General features: G+C 36.5%; 8 protein-coding genes and 5 pseudogenes. 10 read left to right on the plus strand and 3 right to left on the minus strand.

Going from position 1 to position 16,729, the window contains the following annotated elements; genetic code table 11:
- Window positions 1–1,165 precede the first annotated feature (1,165 nt).
- The 3 genes and pseudogenes from AAZO_RS20540 to AAZO_RS39600 form a co-directional block, all read left to right on the plus strand.
- Window positions 1,166–1,687 carry a LabA-like NYN domain-containing protein gene (locus AAZO_RS20540; RefSeq protein ID WP_013192686.1) on the plus strand — a complete coding sequence of 174 codons (522 nt, stop codon included), beginning with the start codon at window positions 1,166–1,168 and terminating at the stop codon, window positions 1,685–1,687.
- Window positions 1,688–1,835: 148 nt separating this feature from the next.
- Window positions 1,836–3,428, plus strand: coding sequence for a 2-isopropylmalate synthase (locus AAZO_RS20545; protein WP_013192687.1), 1,593 nt, complete (start codon window positions 1,836–1,838; stop codon window positions 3,426–3,428).
- Window positions 3,429–4,884: 1,456 nt separating this feature from the next.
- Window positions 4,885–6,072 (plus strand): annotated as a pseudogene (locus AAZO_RS39600) (RecQ family ATP-dependent DNA helicase); the annotation flags it as partial.
- A gap of 275 nt (window positions 6,073–6,347) precedes the next feature.
- Here the strand turns inward: AAZO_RS39600 and AAZO_RS27500 are convergent.
- The gene (locus AAZO_RS27500; protein ID WP_049790865.1) at window positions 6,348–6,575 is read right to left on the minus strand and encodes a transposase family protein; all 228 of its coding nucleotides are present in this window, start codon (window positions 6,573–6,575) and stop codon (window positions 6,348–6,350) included.
- Between the two features lie 331 nt (window positions 6,576–6,906).
- Here AAZO_RS27500 and AAZO_RS31635 point away from each other — a divergent pair, with 331 nt between their 5' ends.
- The 4 genes and pseudogenes from AAZO_RS31635 (at window position 6,907) to AAZO_RS20570 (ending at window position 11,308) form a co-directional block, all read left to right on the plus strand.
- A complete protein-coding gene (locus tag AAZO_RS31635; protein WP_081462848.1) occupies window positions 6,907–7,080 on the plus strand; it encodes a RecQ family zinc-binding domain-containing protein in 174 nt (57 codons plus the stop codon).
- 479 nt (window positions 7,081–7,559) lie between these two features.
- Window positions 7,560–8,669 (plus strand): annotated as a pseudogene (locus AAZO_RS20565) (ISAs1 family transposase).
- Window positions 8,670–8,985: 316 nt separating this feature from the next.
- Window positions 8,986–10,096 (plus strand): annotated as a pseudogene (locus tag AAZO_RS31640) (transposase).
- 513 nt (window positions 10,097–10,609) lie between these two features.
- Window positions 10,610–11,308, plus strand: a complete 699-nt coding sequence (locus tag AAZO_RS20570) for a rhomboid family intramembrane serine protease (protein WP_013192690.1) — start codon at window positions 10,610–10,612, stop codon at window positions 11,306–11,308.
- 468 nt (window positions 11,309–11,776) lie between these two features.
- Here the strand turns inward: AAZO_RS20570 and AAZO_RS20575 are convergent, their stop codons facing one another.
- Together AAZO_RS20575 and AAZO_RS20580 are read right to left on the minus strand one after the other, a co-directional pair.
- Entirely contained in the window at window positions 11,777–12,124 is a 348-nt protein-coding gene (locus AAZO_RS20575) for a hypothetical protein (RefSeq protein ID WP_013192692.1), read from the minus strand.
- A gap of 561 nt (window positions 12,125–12,685) precedes the next feature.
- Window positions 12,686–13,042, minus strand: coding sequence for a Rieske (2Fe-2S) protein (locus AAZO_RS20580; protein ID WP_013192694.1), 357 nt, complete (start codon window positions 13,040–13,042; stop codon window positions 12,686–12,688).
- Between the two features lie 408 nt (window positions 13,043–13,450).
- Here AAZO_RS20580 and AAZO_RS44135 point away from each other — a divergent pair.
- From AAZO_RS44135 to AAZO_RS31660, 3 genes and pseudogenes are all read left to right on the plus strand, one after another.
- Window positions 13,451–15,098 (plus strand): annotated as a pseudogene (locus AAZO_RS44135) (IS1634 family transposase).
- Between the two features lie 129 nt (window positions 15,099–15,227).
- On the plus strand, window positions 15,228–15,446 hold the full coding sequence (locus tag AAZO_RS39620; protein ID WP_013192695.1) for a hypothetical protein: 219 nt from the start codon (window positions 15,228–15,230) through the stop codon (window positions 15,444–15,446).
- Window positions 15,447–15,747: 301 nt separating this feature from the next.
- A pseudogene (locus AAZO_RS31660) lies at window positions 15,748–16,711 on the plus strand (IS701 family transposase).
- The last annotated feature ends 18 nt before the right edge of the window (window positions 16,712–16,729 follow it).

Consider the following 16,729-nt stretch of genomic DNA (forward strand, 5'->3'; position numbering starts at 1 on the left):
GTAGGTTCTTCTGCCATATTGAGTTACTCGTTAATTTCAGTACAACACGGTTATTTGTTTACAAGTTGTTTTTTAGGCAACATTCTAAATAGCAATCAAACTTAAATGAGAATCTTATACATTTATGATGTATGTTTCAATTATTACCAAAATGATGTCAGTATATTTGCCTTTCAGGATTTCCTATACAAATACAGTCGAACTTTCTATCTCACGCAATATCTATCTGTAATTCTTGCACACATATTATCTAGAGGCTCTTCACCCAAGCATTTGACGGAAAACATGGTGTGGGGTGTAGGGTTGTAGGGAAAGATAGTTTGTCCCACACCCTAAAAGGTACAAGCCTATCAATAGTATTGATGGAGAAGATAAAAATGTAGCTCCAGATCTGCAGTACTAGAAATACAAATTCCTAATTTGAAACCTTTGATTTTAATTATGGGGTTCCCTACACCCTACACCCCTTTCATTAAGGTGAGTTTATTTCCTCAGTTCAGTAGTATCGCTTATACCACTCTTTGCTATCAAAAGTAAGATTAATTTTTCCCATCTCTCCTACTCCTTGGTAAAAAGCTCCCCACACTCCTCATGACCACAACTAAATGTTATAACCAGTAACTTAGCTCTTGAATGGGTATCAGTATGGATCTTACCGCCAGCCTATACCATACCTCTTTAGGAGTAAACTTGACTGATATACAGATCAGAGTCCTGTTACTAAGTCAATTTTATTGGTAGATTTTGATCACAGCGGATTTGGGAAAGATTTGGAGGTTAATAACTAGCTAATTATTTAATCACCATTACTAACTATATCTAGCTAATGCTAAATAGCGTCAGATAGTGGGATAATCACAAGTATCAGTTTTACCAAAAATTGCACAGTCAAATTATCATGATGCTCATCTGGGTAATAACCGAACTTAAATTGAATCACCAACAGCGCACGGCGTTAGCCAAAAAAGCAGACCAAGCCAAAGTTACAAGTATCACAAATTTAATTTTTTAGCCAATTTTATGCTTTGACAGAGGTAAGATAAAAGCTATACATGAAAACAACATGAAAACAACCCTATAGACATTAGCAACCTTGCCAATTAAGAATTGCTATAATCTATTGTTCAATCTTACATTCTTATCTATTATTTAGGTGTAAATTTCTATGGGTTCTATGATGAATCGTCTGTCTATTTTTGTAGACGGAAACAATATGTTCTATGCTCAACAAAAAAATGGCTGGTTTTTCGACCCACGACGAGTATTAGAATATTTCAAAAATGAGCAGCCAGAGACAACATTAATTAATGCTTTTTGGTACACAGGCTTAAAAGATCCACAAGATCAGCGCGGTTTTAGAGATGCACTCATTAGTTTAGGATATACAGTACGCACTAAAATTCTCAAAGAATACTATGATGATGTCTCTGGTCGTTACTCGCAAAAAGCAAATTTAGATATTGAAATTGTTGTCGATATGTTTAATACGGTAGACCAATACGACCGAGTTGTTTTATTCAGCGGTGATGGAGATTTTGAGAGAGCGATCGAACTATTACGTTCAAAGAATACGCATATTACAGTTGTATCAACAGAAGGAATGATAGCCAGGGAGTTACGTAATGCTACTGATAGATATATAGACTTGAATGATATTAGAGACCAAATAGAGAAAACCGAAGCTTAGTAAAATTAACAACTATTTACAAAGCCAAGAGTTAAATTAAGGAACTCTTAACAGGGAACAGTAAAAAGGTTGATAACTGAATAACTGTTAAAAAATAAAGTTCAAGGTATTCTTCGTCCATAATCTCAAGCTAAAACAACCAAGAAGAATGAGCAATCAAGCAGACAGAATTATCATATTTGATACGACACTGCGAGATGGAGAACAGTGTCCAGGTGCGACTTTAAACATAGATGAAAAGCTAATTATTGCTAAACAGTTAGCGCGTTTGGGTGTAGATATAATTGAAGCAGGATTTGCCGTTGCTAGTCCAGGTGATTTTGAAGCAGTCCACAAAATTGCCCAAACAGTAGGAACGGAAAATGGACCGGTAATTTGTAGTTTGGCCAGAGCTAGACATGATGATATCAAAGCCGCAGCAGAAGCGATCAAACCGGCTGCTAAGGGCAGAATTCATACTTTTATTGCTACTTCTGATATTCACCTGCAATATAAGCTAAAAAAAACCAAACCAGAAGTGATCTCTATTACTGAAGAAATGGTAGCTTATGCCAAAAGTTTCACTGATGATGTGGAATTTTCTCCTGAAGATGCTGGACGGTCTGATCCAGAATTTTTGTATCAGGTTTTGGAGAGAGCGATCACAGCTGGTGCAACAACAGTTAACATTCCTGATACGGTAGGTTACACTACACCAAGTGAATTTGGGGCTATTATCAAAGGCATTACAGAAAATGTCCCCAACATCGACAAAGCTATTATTTCCGTTCACGGTCATAATGATTTGGGTTTAGCTGTTGCCAACTTCTTAGAAGCTGTGAAAATTGGCGCAAGGCAACTAGAATGTACCATCAATGGTATTGGTGAACGGGCAGGAAATGCTGCACTCGAAGAATTAGTAATGGCACTGCACGTGCGGCGGCAATATTTTAACCCCTTCTTTGGTAGACCTGCTGACTCCCAAGAATCATTAACTAATATTGATACCAAGCAAATTTATAAAACTTCACGTTTGGTTTCCAACTTGACGGGAATGTTAGTGCAACCAAATAAAGCGATCGTTGGTGCAAATGCCTTTGCACACGAGTCAGGTATTCATCAAGATGGAGTTTTGAAAAACAAACTCACCTATGAGATTATGGATGCCCAATTGATTGGTTTAACAGACAATCAAATCGTATTGGGCAAACATTCTGGTCGAAATGCATTCCGTACTCGGTTAAGGGAATTGAGCTTTGAGTTGTCGGACAAAGACCTCAATAAAGCCTTTATTCGTTTTAAAGAAGTAGCGGATAAAAAAAAAGAAATCTCAGATTGGGATTTAGAGGCGATAGTTAACGACGAAATCCAACAAGCACCTGATTTATTCCGAGTTGAATTAGTACAGGTTTCCTGCGGTAGTAATACCCAACCCACAGCTACAGTCACTCTCCGCACTCCCAACGGGGAAGAATTGACCGATGCGGCTATTGGTACAGGTCCAATCGATGCAGTTTATAAAGCCATCAACCGAGTCGTGAATGTACCTAATGAATTGATTGAGTTTTCTGTGCAATCAGTGACAGGTGGTATTGATGCGCTTGGCGAAGTCACGATTCGCTTAAGTTATGAGTCTTGTGTATTTTCTGGTCATGCAGCCAATACAGATATTATTGTGGCCTCGGCTCAGGCTTATGTAAATGCACTAAATAGATTATATGCTGCATTGCAACAGCAAGTGAAAGAAGAAGTAACAGCTTGACGATCTCAGCTAGTCTGGCTTTAATAGTAGTAAAAAACAATATTTTTAGCTCATTTGCCAAGGCTAGAAGGAGTAACAATGCCGCCTAATCAGCGGTATTCGCCTTTTTATAGGCTTCATATTTATTTTGTAGGTTTCGCTGCCGATGTGCTTGGGTAACTAAATAAGCTGTCCACAAAAGTACATAAGTACATATCATTCACGGTTAGCTAAGATTACAAGGTATTCTTCAGCTTCTAGCCACAGATAAATGCGTTTTTCCCCTTTTCTGTCATTTTCCCAGAGTTTTATAGCGGGATATTCAGCATTTTCAATTATAGGTCGTAGCCAACAGATGCGTTCAGAACTGCGAAAATCAGGAATGCGTTACTTTTCCTGGCTACCTTGTGAGGTCACGTGCCAGAAAGTTGCTTCTTTATCTTGAAATAAAGGATAAATAAGGATGACGTTTAAGGCTAAATCGTATACCTTAAAACGTAGGCTTGCTATCAATCAAATCTTCTTTGAAAATGGTGTAAACTACCTCTCGGTAAGCTTCCCAATTACCACCGTAATCATTAAATCAAAGCAGAGGTGGCAGCCAAATCGGCCGTTTCATGCTAAACCCTCCGCAGGTTGCCAGCACAAAAGATTTACCTTATTTTCTAAATAGAGTGTAGTTTTAGTTAGGCTATAGCCGGAACGCTCTCGCATTCCCTCAACTAAAGCACTTTTAGCTGCATTGCTAGAAAATCCTCGGTTGATATAGGAAATAGTTCCAATTCAAAGGTCTGCAAGTTGCAAGATTTCGACTTCGTGAGAACGCACAGACAGTTTGAAGCTTTTCAATTATCTGGGGTGAAAACTGAAGGAGGTTGTTAGAAAGTACATCATGTAATTTTACAACTTTTTTTACTCATTGTGTATATTTAACATCCAAATACATTCTATAATGTGCTTGTGGACTGAGAATTAGCTTGAGCAAAGTAAAATACATTTTATAATACCAATCATGATGAGTTCGATTGTCAACCTCATGTTGTAGTTGGAATTTATCTGGTACAATAAAACCTCGAGAATGCAAATTTTCATTACCAAAGAAATAATCTATTAATTCGAGAGAAAAATGTATTTTAGCTGGTGATAACCTTGTCCATTTAATTTCAAATTATGAGTTTAGATCATGTCTTTTGTTAATTTCCCGGATATAAGTTGAAATTTCGCGCCTTTTTTCTAAAGGACACCAAACTGCACCAAGTATCATTGTCCCTTGGAGAGCATTTTCTAAATGGCAGCTTTCATCACAGTAAACATTCAAGGTTTGAGATATGGGTGATTTTTCAGATTATTAATTTTTCAAAAAATATGTTATCATATCACATAGGTGTATCCAAAACTTTAGCAATTATATCTTTCACTGATTATGAATCTTCCCATCACAACCTCATTAACTGAAATCCGCACCGCATTGAAATAAATCTGGGGTTATGATGATTTTTGTCCCCCATAGGGAGAAATAGTCAAAAGTTTATTATCTCAAAAAGACGCATGAATTATTATGGCCACAGGTAGGGGAAAGTCCATTTATTTTAACTTCCAGCACTCCTAAAAATAGGATTAACTTTAGTAGTTTCTCCCTCGGTAGCATTGATGGAAAACCAAGTAGAAGAACTCAAACAACGAAATAAAAAATCTGCACCTTTACATAGTGAATTACCTACTTATCAACGTCGGGCAACTTTACAAGCCTTAGAAAAACAACAATTAAGATCATTATATTTATCACCAGAAACTTTATTGAGTTCCCCAGTGTGGGAAAGATTATCTCATCCCCAATACAAATTAATGGATTGATATTAGAGGAAGCCCATTGTTTAGTATAATAGGGTGATACCTTTCGTCAAGTTTATCGGCGTTTAGGTGTAGTTCGTCCAGCGTTATTAAAATCAAAACTACGAGGTACAAAAATTAGTATAGCTGCTTTTACGGCAACGGCTAATCCTTCAGCACAAAAGATAATTGCTGATGTTTTACAATTACAACAACCTGATAGTTATAAACTCAATGCTTACCGGAATAATTTACATCTTAATGTTAAGATTGCTGGGACTCCAAAGGGAAGAAAACAACAATTATTAAAATTTATTCAAAATCGACCAAATCACACTGGTTTGATTTATATCAAATCTCGGAAAAATAGCGATAATTTAGCCTATTGGTGAGTAGCAATGGGATATTATACTAGCTATAATGCAGGATTAGGTGCAACGGAAAGACGCGTAGTATAAGCTAGTTGGTTAGGTGGAAAAATACCATTTGTGGTTTGTACCTGCGCCTTTGGAATCGGGATAAATAAATCTGATTGTTGTTGGATTATTCATTTTCATGCACCACATTTATTATCTGAATATGTACAATAAATCTGACGTGCTGGAAGAGATGGGAAAATAGCAGAATCGTTCACTTTAATAAGTGAATCAATTGTTTTTCAGATGGCGAAGATAAACAAAGAAAGCAGTTGTTTGAAGAATAAATGCTGAAGGAACAATAAAAAGCCCAACAATTAGCTAAAAAGTTACCAAAACAAGGAGAAGTAACATCTGTAATTAAACAATTTTCAGATCGTGCAATAGCACTTTCTTTACCTCATAGTAGTGGAAAATTGGCAAAATAGAGGTCCGGAAATTTAGAAATGAGTATGTGTAAGATGAGGACAGAGCCAAGGAAAGAATCAGGGTTGGGAATAGTTACGGATAGTTCCTATCCATGAAGATGTTGATGACAAATTCATAACTGACCTCATATCCATAACATTTATGAAATGGGCAAAACTAATGAACCAATTCCTAATGTGACTAAACCACAAATAGTTAGTAAGAATTACTTGTGAGTAAATTGGGGAATCCAGGGGAAATCTTTGTTGAGGTACCCGGAATATTTTTACAAGTCTAATGACCTGTTCAACAAAAATACCCTTGGTGGGAAACTCTTTGTTTCCTGCCTTTTGTTCTGAGTCACCATGGCATAATCGCTATAATCTTTTTCTACCTGTTCAAGGACACTAGGAGGGAAAACATCTCTTAATATCTCTAGCCAGTAATAAAATGTGTCCTTTGCTTCCGTTTTCCATATACCGAAATGCAAACCTAAAACCTCAAATGTTGGCATTTTCCTCCAAGATAACAAGCATAGACATACCTGTTCTTTTATCTCTAGTTTCCCTTTCCCCCTCCTCCTTTCTGATTTATACCTATGTTTTTACTTTCTATGTCACCTTGAAGTTCCTTATGCTGCATTTCACCTTGGGGTAACAAGTCTTGAAACTGATGGTTAGTTATTCCCAGTATGTCTTTGTTGTGTACGATGTGGATATTCTTGAATATAGTTAATTTAGTGGATTTTTCCTTTTGGTACACCCTCAAAATTCCCTTCTACCATTTTTTTGACACCAAGTTAATTTTCCTGACAGGTCTATTGGCTTGATCCCTTTCATTATCAGATGTCTGCAAAGTCGGGAGATTTGCCACAAATGCAGTTACAAGCTGCTAAACAAATGAGTGAATATCTGAATACTAAAAAGTGTCATCGGCAGTTTTTTTTAAATATTTTTGGTTTTGGTAAAGAAGTTGGAAATTGGCGTTGTGGACATTGTGATAATTGTAGAAGATACTAATTTGTCTTTGTCTATGGATGTCAATTATTTCTACTCGCGTTTCTATTGAATATAATGAGAACTGATGCACTGTTTTGAATTTTGAGATCTGAATTGTTGATTGTGGGTTCCGCCTTCGCTAACCCAGCCTACGATACTTAAGGTAATCTATAAATTATTGCTCCTGTAGATTCGTAGTTAGTCATTTCCATGAGTCTATCAGTACCTGGAGTTTAGACTAAGTAAGCTATGCAAAACGACCCAGCAGGGCTGAGTTAATTAGAGAGGTAATGAAATAATGAATAATCTTGAGTATTCAACAGTAACTGATGGTTCTTTAGGTGGTCGAGGTACTGTTTTTCCAGGGCGAACGCATGTAGATATGGTACATATATACTAAGAAATCAGAAAGTTAGGGAGGGCTGATGATATGGAGGTTGACCAATGAGGCTCTGATGGTAAAGTCATTGTAAAAGTAGAAGAAGAAAGTCCCAAAAAGTGTGAAGCTCAAGCCCAAAATCACGATTACTGACCACATTGCACAGATGGAAGATCCAAGAGTAGAGGGGAGGAAACGACACAAGTTAATTGACATTCTTACCATTGGAATTTGTGCAGTAATTTGTGGAGCAGATAGTTGGGTGGCAATTGAACTGTATGGCTGCACAAAATATGAGTGGTTAAAAACCTTTTTAGAACTAGGAAATGGGCTTCGGTCCCAGGACACATTTGGAAGGGTATTTGCACAATTGAATCCGCAACAATTTCAAAATTGTTTTTTGAACTGGATGAAATCAGTACATAAGATAAGGGATGGTGAAGTTGTGGCAATTGACGAAAAAACTTTGTGTAGTTCTCATGGTAAAAATAGTGACTAGAGTGCAATCCAAATGGTAAGTGCATGGGCAACTACAAATAAATTAGTGTTGGGACAGGTGAAGGTGCATGAGAAATCAAATGAAATTACAGCAATTCCCGAATTATTAAAGGTTTTAGAATTAGCTGGATGTATTGTCAGGATTGATGCCATCGGGTGTCACAAAGACATAGTAAAGTTAATTACGCAAGAAAATGCAGATTATGTAATTACTTTAAAAAAGAACCAAGGTAATCTGTATGAGTCAGTAGAACAGCTATTTAAGTCAGGGATAAGTACAGGTTTTCAAGAGCTTCAACATAGCACATATAAACCCGAAGAAACAGGGCATGGTCTTCATGAAATCCGCAATTATGTGATGTTACCTGGAATTGGGTTTCAGCTTGACCCTGATTCAGTTTGGTCAAATCTAAAAAGTGTTGGGATGGTAGAACCTATCGGATAAGTGGATGATAAAACAACAGTAGAGACTCGTTATTTTATTAGTAGTCTTGACTCAAATGGAGAACAATTGGCTAATTCTGTCCGCAGCCATTGGACAATAGAAAATTCATTGCATTGGGTATTAGATGTAGCTTTAAAACAAGATGACTGCCGGATTAGGAAAGATAATGCTCCACAAAACTTTGCAGTAATGCGGCAGATAGCAGTCAATCTTTTGGGTAAAGAGAACCCCGTGAAGCGGGGGATAAAAAATAAACAGTTTTTGGCAGCAATGGATAATAAATCTTGAGAAAGAGTTTTAGCTTTAGCCTCAACTAACTTGTCAAGAATTTACTTAATATTTTCTTCCGCTTATTTTTACAGATAAGTTTACTTATTTATGGATGAATAGTTAGCTCATTTATCCTTAGCTAAGAGTTATTCAATTGGAGATAAGCTAATTCATCGCTTAATAAAAAAGTGATTGATTTTGTTCATATATCCATCAAGCTCTGCACTTAATATAGATGATTTTAAAGTCCTCATTAGTTTTTATTAGGAAATAAGGTGCGTTTCCCCTGGAGTATAATGGGATTTCGGTGTAGCTCTCACGTTAAAAGAAGCTGATGAAAGAAACCACTGCCGCAGCAATGTCACCATGGTTTGAAAGATGGTGTCATTTGATGATGTATTTACTCATCAAGCGCAAAAAACAGAGTTTAGACATGATTTAGGGGGATGATTGGGTCAAAGTGAGAGAAAAAACCTATTTTAAATGGCAGAGAATGCCCTAGGGGTGACCTACCACCGATAACACCACTTTTTAACTGAAGCACCTTGGTCCAGTTCCCAAGTCAATGACCGTCGGTTAAAGATTATGAACAAGTGTAGTCAGAGGAGAATCACCAGAGGATTTAGCTTAATAATTGATGATTATGGCCATAGGAAAAGGGGGAATTTTAGGGATGGAGTAGGAAGACAATAGTTAGGAATTAAATTAATAGATCTGACCTTAAGCCGTGGTTATCAATCAGGAATAGTAATTATAGATGCTCGATATGGCCACAATACATCTTTCTTATTAAAGATAGAGAATCGGAATTTAAAGTAGTTAGGAGGATTAGCTAAAAATCCCAAAGTCCTTGGCAGTGACCAAGAGGATAGTCCACAAATAATTAGGTTAGATGAATTAGTACAAAGTTTACCCCAAGAGGCTGTTACAGAAATTCAACTGGAGTTTAGATAAACCCAAAACATTATGGGTAGTAACTCAAGAAGTAGAAATATCAGCCTTAACTAACTGGAAAGGGAAATATTACTATAGTCATCAACGGTTCTACTTTCTCTCAAGCCACTGATATTGGCTACTTTATTACCAATGTTTCTTCATCAATTGTCACACCCCAATGGATAGTTGATACATATTCTCAAAGAAATTGGGTAGAACTTGTTTACAGGGAAGCCAAGGGATGGTTAGGACTCAACGAATCTCAAGTTTGAGATAACAGCAGTTGACTGCGCCATTTTATTTTGGTTTTCTGTGCCTACACTTTTATTCTTTGCCATCAGTGGACTGGAGGATTAAGACCAAGGTGGGCTAAGAAACCTTTGAATAATTTTACTGCAGCTTTAGAAGGGTTGAGAACAGCCATATCTTTTCTATTTATTGATTGGTTCAACTGGAATCCAGACGTGTTTCCTTCTGATAGAGCCAGTTTGGGCTACATTTGGGCTTGATTTTTGTTTCAGTCCCGGTAGATGATGTCTGGTGTGGTTTGGGGAATGAGTTGGTGTACCATAGCTATACCTCCAATTCTGGCGAGTTGCGCTTATAGTCTGAGTTTAAAGGTGGGAATGTTAAAATAGGAAAATCTACTAAAATTTTTGAGAAGTAGATATAGATTAGGACTTAGGCAAGTGTCACATTCAAGTCTCTTGTAAGGTGCGTCAGATGTGGAAAATCTGTTAATACTATCCAATTTATAGGGTTGACGCACCCTACTAATATGCCAGTTGCGTAAGTCCTGTACATGACTAAACATAAAATGCTTAAAAAATAGATTTTCAACTTTTTTAAAAAATCGAGGTTCAGCATATTCTTTTTTAAGAGTTGAGTCTCAACGACTTTTATAACATCTTTTTAGTTTATTTAATTTATCACTCTTTAGTGTTGCCATCCACTTGATAGAAGCAATTACTTAAAAAATTCGTTATTTTAAAGATAGTTGCTTAAAAACTAGGAAAAATCCAGTGGTTCCCCTGAAAGACAACAATCCTACAGAAATTACGCCTTATGTAACTTATGGGCTAATGATTACCAATATCCTCGCTTTTCTCTATGAAGCAAGTCTTCCTCCTCAAGCATTAAATGGGTTTTTACATCTAGCTGCTGTAGTCCCCAGAGAACTTTCTTTAAGCTTTGCAGGTATTCCTATAAATCAGCCCATTCCAGAATGGGCAACTTTAATTACAGCCCAATTTCTTCACGCTGGTTTTCTACACTTAGCTGGTAATATGTTGTTTCTCTGGGTTTTTGGTAATAATATAGAAGATAAGTTAGGTCATTTTAAATATCTAGTTTTCTATTTATCTTGCGGTATTTTAGCATCATTAACCCAATGGTATTTTGCTCAATATTCCAATCTTCCTTCTTTAGGTGCAAGCGGGGCAATAGCCGGTGTGATGGGCGCATACATTCTCCGGTTTCCCGAAGCTGAAATTCTCACTGTACTTCCTTTGGGGATTTTATTTCCTACTTTCCGGGTACCCGCATATTTCTTTTTAGGATTTTGGTTTCTCCAACAAGCTTTTTACGGAGTTGCTAGTTTAGAAGCACCTATTAATATCGGTATGGAAGGTGGTGGTATTGCTTACTGGGCTCATGCAGGTGGTTTTATTTTTGGGGCAATTCTTGGCCCTTTGTTGGGTTTGTTTAACGATAAATCTTAGAGGATGTCTGAAAAGATATGTAAACATTCAGCTAATCCCTAACGGCACGGTACGCGAACAGCCATCAGCATTCAGCTTTTTCAGGCTAACCGCAAAAATACTTGTTTGATAACTAACGAATTTCTCAAACATTCTGACTCCTGACTCCTGAATTCTTACAAAGATATAGCGGGTGATAGAGTTGAAAGTTTTGTAATATCTATAATGCAGGTAGCATAAGCCATATTTTATATTCACTACTACAAAAACAAAGTCCACCTGTGTGGACTTATTAAAAATCAACGATTCCCAACCCATGTCAGTGGATTTACTTTTGGGAAACCGCTACCCTTGTTGTTTGTGTAGTTGCGGTTTATAAGCACCAGACGTTCTGATTTTTTCGTATAAAGCAACTTGATTTGTTTATTTTATAATTCCAAAATCTATAATTCCCTCCCTGAATCCCCGTGTGTTTGAAACTGAGGAGTGTTAACCTGAAATACTTTCAATTAGATGCCAATGTCGGCTCTGTTCAATCGTTTGCCTAACGAAATCAAATACTTGTCGGCAGTGATTGTTTAATTGAAGTGGGAGTGTTTCATTCTTAATCACAATACTCATTCGAGTTTCCGTTTCAGTAGCACTGGATTTATCTACTAACACCTCCACTGTAACTAATTGAGAGAAAGATACGTTACCCGGAATTTCACGAGCCATAATGTAGTCTGCTGTGTAGTATTGAACATCTAAACCACAGTCCTGTAGTAGTTCTAGCAATAATGCTTGCAGATGGTCGATGGGTACAGAAACGATAAACGAACAGGTATAGCGAGCCATAATAGCCCCAAACTTTGTAACACTTCGTCCATCCTATAATAGAATAAGCTTCAGTCAAGGAAAGTTATCTGCTCAGGAAATGGAATGATGGTGGGTGCTCAAATCACTGGTGCAGCTGTGACTACAAACCATAGTAAAATTGCTAAAATTAGTACGCCGATTTTAATGAGTAGGTAGGCGTTACTATTTGGGATGATAAGATTATATGTCATTTTCTTTCACCTCCATTTACTAATAGCTAATCAAGTATTTGGGGTTGGAGTGAATTAATTAATGGAGTTTCTACTTCTCTTTTATTATGGTCTAAAAATAACTACAGAAGATGTTTAGTAAATTTTATGTAACATTTTGTAGATTTATTTAGAGCATATTGCAGGTTGCTCTATGTACCAAGGAAGAGTAAAAAAGCTATAACCAAGGGGGTTTTGCTACTGACTGTCGAGTGCTGAATGTTATTTGGATCCTAACACCCAGCCTCAACAGATAAGTTTGTGATTTACTGAAGGTGGGCATTGCCCACCGTACCTTTGTTGAAAAGGTGCAAGATATCAGTAACAGTATTTATGCTTCTGGTACGTCAATCAAAATATTGCCGTCTTCCACGCGCACAGGGAATACTGGTAGGGTTTTTTCTTGGGAAACCATTGATAGGAGTTTACCCACTCCAGGTGGCCAAGGACACCAGGTTTTTACTTCTCCAGTATTTAGGTCAAAAGCACTGCGGTGGAAAGAACAAACAATTCCTCCATCTTCGATTTTCCCAGGTTTTAGGGGTAATTTCAGGTGAGGGCAGTTATTTTCCACGGCATAAAGCTGATTTTCGTGGTTTACCACCAAAATATTTTTGTTACCTACTTTCACTACTTGTCGCGCACCGGAGTCCAGTGCATTTTCTGCGAGAATTTTTGTCCAGGCCATATAGTTCTCCTTCTTTTACATATCTGTTCTAAGTTTCCCGCAATTTTGTCCTGTGCGATCGCTTATAGTCTGCTACCCGGATGTCTCTTGTTTGCGAGCGCTAGGGTAAGTAGGTAGACACAAATAAACATAACTATGTAACAAAATGTAAATTACTTGAAACCCACCTTCCGCACCCTAACTGTCACACAGAGTAGTACACAAAAACTAAAGCTCCTGCAAGGAAGAAAAGGCTTAATGAGAATAGTATGATTAAAATGGCTATAGAGTGAGAGAATAAAGTTTTGTAAAGAAGATAAAAGAAAAGAAAATTTAATGATTTAAAAATTAAATTAGAACAGAAGAAGAAATGATTTAATCACAACAGGAGTTGTGGATAATTCTGTTGTGAAATCAAAGGTTCAAAAAATGGAGATTCAAAACCTATACCATTTAGGCATAGTACCAGGAATAATAGACGCCATAGGAGTAGTAGAAATAATCAACGAATTAATAGGAGTTGAAATTGGAGAGAAATTAAGTCCGGGTCATGTAGTAAAAGCCATGATAATAAACGGGTTAGGATTTGTATAAAAACCCTTATATATGTTTCCCCAAGATTTTGAAACAATCCCCTGTGACCATCTAATAGGAACAGGAGTAACACCAGAATATCTCAAAGACGATAAACTGGGGAGAGTCATGGATAAACTATTTATAAAAGGATTGGATAGAATATTTTTTCTTGTCGCCTTAAAAGCAGCCCCAAAATTTGGAGTATCCCTATGAGCAGGGCATCTAGACTCATCATAAATGCACATACATGGGCAATATAATACCAGCTTACCAGAAGTAATATTTGAGAGTCAAAAAGTAGGAAATAATCAAGAACTAGAAGAATTAGCAGTAAAATCACCAAAAGAAATAACCATTACCTACGGTTATTCTGGTGACCATAGACCGGAGTTAAAACAGTTCATCATAGAAATGATATGTTCAGGAGATCGAGACATACCAATATATATTTTTAAAACTAGCATCGGGAAACCAAGCAGATTCATCATGCTTTGCTAAAATAGCAGTAGAGTACCAAAAACAATTAAAAGTTAACAGTCTCATAGTAGCAGACTGGTCCTTATATACAGAATCAAATCTAAAAATGATGAATGATGTCAGATTTAAGCTGGTTATGTCCAGTGCCATTAAGCGTAGAATCAGCACTATCATTAATATCAACATTACCAGAACCAGAATTTATTGATAGTAACTTACCCGGATATAAACTAGCTTCAAAAACAGTAAATTATCCAGGAGTAGAACAAAGATGGTTAGTAGTGCAAAGTCAAGAAAGAAGAGAATTAGACCTGGGTAAGCTCTCACAAAAAATTACCAAGGCACAATCAAAAGCTGTGCAAGATTTGAAAAAGTTATCACCAGAAAAATTTGCTTGTGAAGCTGATGCTATCAAGGGGTTATCTAACCTATTCAAACAATTCAAATATCACCAAATTAACCAGAGTAAAGTTACTCAAATCAAATCTAAGAAAAAAGATAGTTCAGGAGAGATATCCTCTGAAATATCAGCTACGTTCTCCCAGAATGAAAGTAAAATTAATACAGAATTTCTGAGGGCAGGTCCTTTTATTATTGCTACAAACCTTTTGGATTCAAATGAACTTACCCATGACTCCATCTTGAATGAATATAAAGCTCAACAGTCTTGCCAGAGAGGGTTTGCTTTTCTCAAAGACCCATTATTTTTCGCAGACAGTATTTTCCTAAAAAGTCCAGAGAGAATAGAGTCCCTTGGAATGATTATGGCTTTATCTCTGCTGGTTTATACTTTAGCTAAACGACAAATTACAACCGCTGTGAGAGAGTCTAAATCAACCGTAAAAATCAATTGGGCAAACCAACTGACCGCCCCAGTTTACGCTGGATTTTTCCATACTTTCAGTCTATTCATTTAGTTAAACTAAACCAAGAAAAATACATCTATTACTGGACTCAAGAGAGAGATTTCATTGTGAATCTTTTACCATATCATTGTTTTCCCTACTATCAATTAGTTACCTAATTTTTCTCTCTATTAATTTATCTCTATTAATTTAATTTCTATCAGAAAATAACCTAATGTCGTTGATTTATAGCTCTATTTTACTATGTCCATAATTTCTTTTTTTACTTCAATCTATTAGTCTAAGTTATGATTTATCTCTTGAATATCTTCATTTATCTGTTGACTCCTCTGGGCGGTGTTCTTTCTTATTGCTCCTTATTGAGAATAGCTTTTAATGCTATTTTTGGTGCTTTACTGTTTCTCCAATGCCTTTCTTCACTGCATATGTTTATTTTTATGCTCCCTTGGATTTTTTCTCTCCGTAATTTCTCTCTGTGGCAGTTTAGGGTGCCGAATGTGGGTTGAAACCCTTGGGATTGCTTGATTCCCCTTTGCTGCATTCGCCATGACATAGTTATAAATTTTTCCGCCCACCTACTTATCTTCAGGACTTAGGCAACTGGCACAGGCGATGGGTGGAATATAGTACATCGGTATTAAAAAATCGGATACCAAAAGCTTTGTTAACCCATAAGAAGTAGCTGCAACAGGAAACATTATTGAAATATTCATGAGAAAATAGGTAGGAGATTGTATTAGATAAATGTTGCTGAAGGTAATGAGATTTACTAAACTTGATTACTGCCAATACTTATGAACTAGTCAAATTAATTATACAATTACTAATTTAGCAGAGCATTTAGAAAGTATTAGCCATGATGCAATTAACTTTTATTTAAAAACCGAAAAGTTAACATCTCGTTTACTATGGGATAAGGTGAAAGAGGTAGTAGAACCTGATGGTAATGGGTACATCATATTTGATGATAGTGTTTTACACGAAAGATATTCTGAAGAAATAGAGATGGTGAGGAGACAATATAGTGGTAATGAACATGGCATACTCAAAGGAATTGGTGTAGTCAGTTGTGTATATGTGAATGCTAAAGTTCAAAGATTTGGGGTAATAGATTACAGCATTTTTAATGCTGATGTGGATGGTAAAACCAAGATAGACTATGTGAAAGATATGCTGCAAAACCTGGTCTATCATCAGCTTTTCCCCTTTGATACGGTTTTGATGGACACATGGTATGCAGTAAACAGTTTCATGCTATATATTGATAGTTTAGACAAAATTTATTATTGCCCTTAAAAAAAATCGGTTAGTTGATGATACATTTGCCAAAGAAAAAGATAAACCTATTGAATTATGAGAATGGAGTACTGAAGAGTTAGAATGTGGTAAAATTATAAAAATTAAAGGGTTTCCCGCTCAGAAAAAAGTGAAACTACTCCGGGTGGCTGTTTCTACCAACAGAACGGATTATCTCGCTACTAAGGATTTATCTCAAAGTTCTACGAATGTTGTAAAAGAGGTATGTAAAGTTCGTTGGGAAATCGAGGATTTTCACCGAGAGATTAAACAAATAAGTGGCATTGAATCTTGTCAATGTCGTAAAGCTAGGCTTCAAATAAATCATATTGCTTGTGCAATGTTGGGTTGGATTAGATTAAAGAATTTAACCTATAAAACTGGTCAAACTGTTTATTAAAACAAGCATAGATTGCTTTCTAATTATTTAATTCAGCAACTAAAATGCCCAAGTCTTCCTATGTGCTTGGTTTGAGTTCAATTGTTACGTGCC

The sequence above is a fragment of the 'Nostoc azollae' 0708 genome (genome assembly GCF_000196515.1).
In the GTDB taxonomy this organism is placed as follows: domain Bacteria; phylum Cyanobacteriota; class Cyanobacteriia; order Cyanobacteriales; family Nostocaceae; genus Trichormus_B; species Trichormus_B azollae.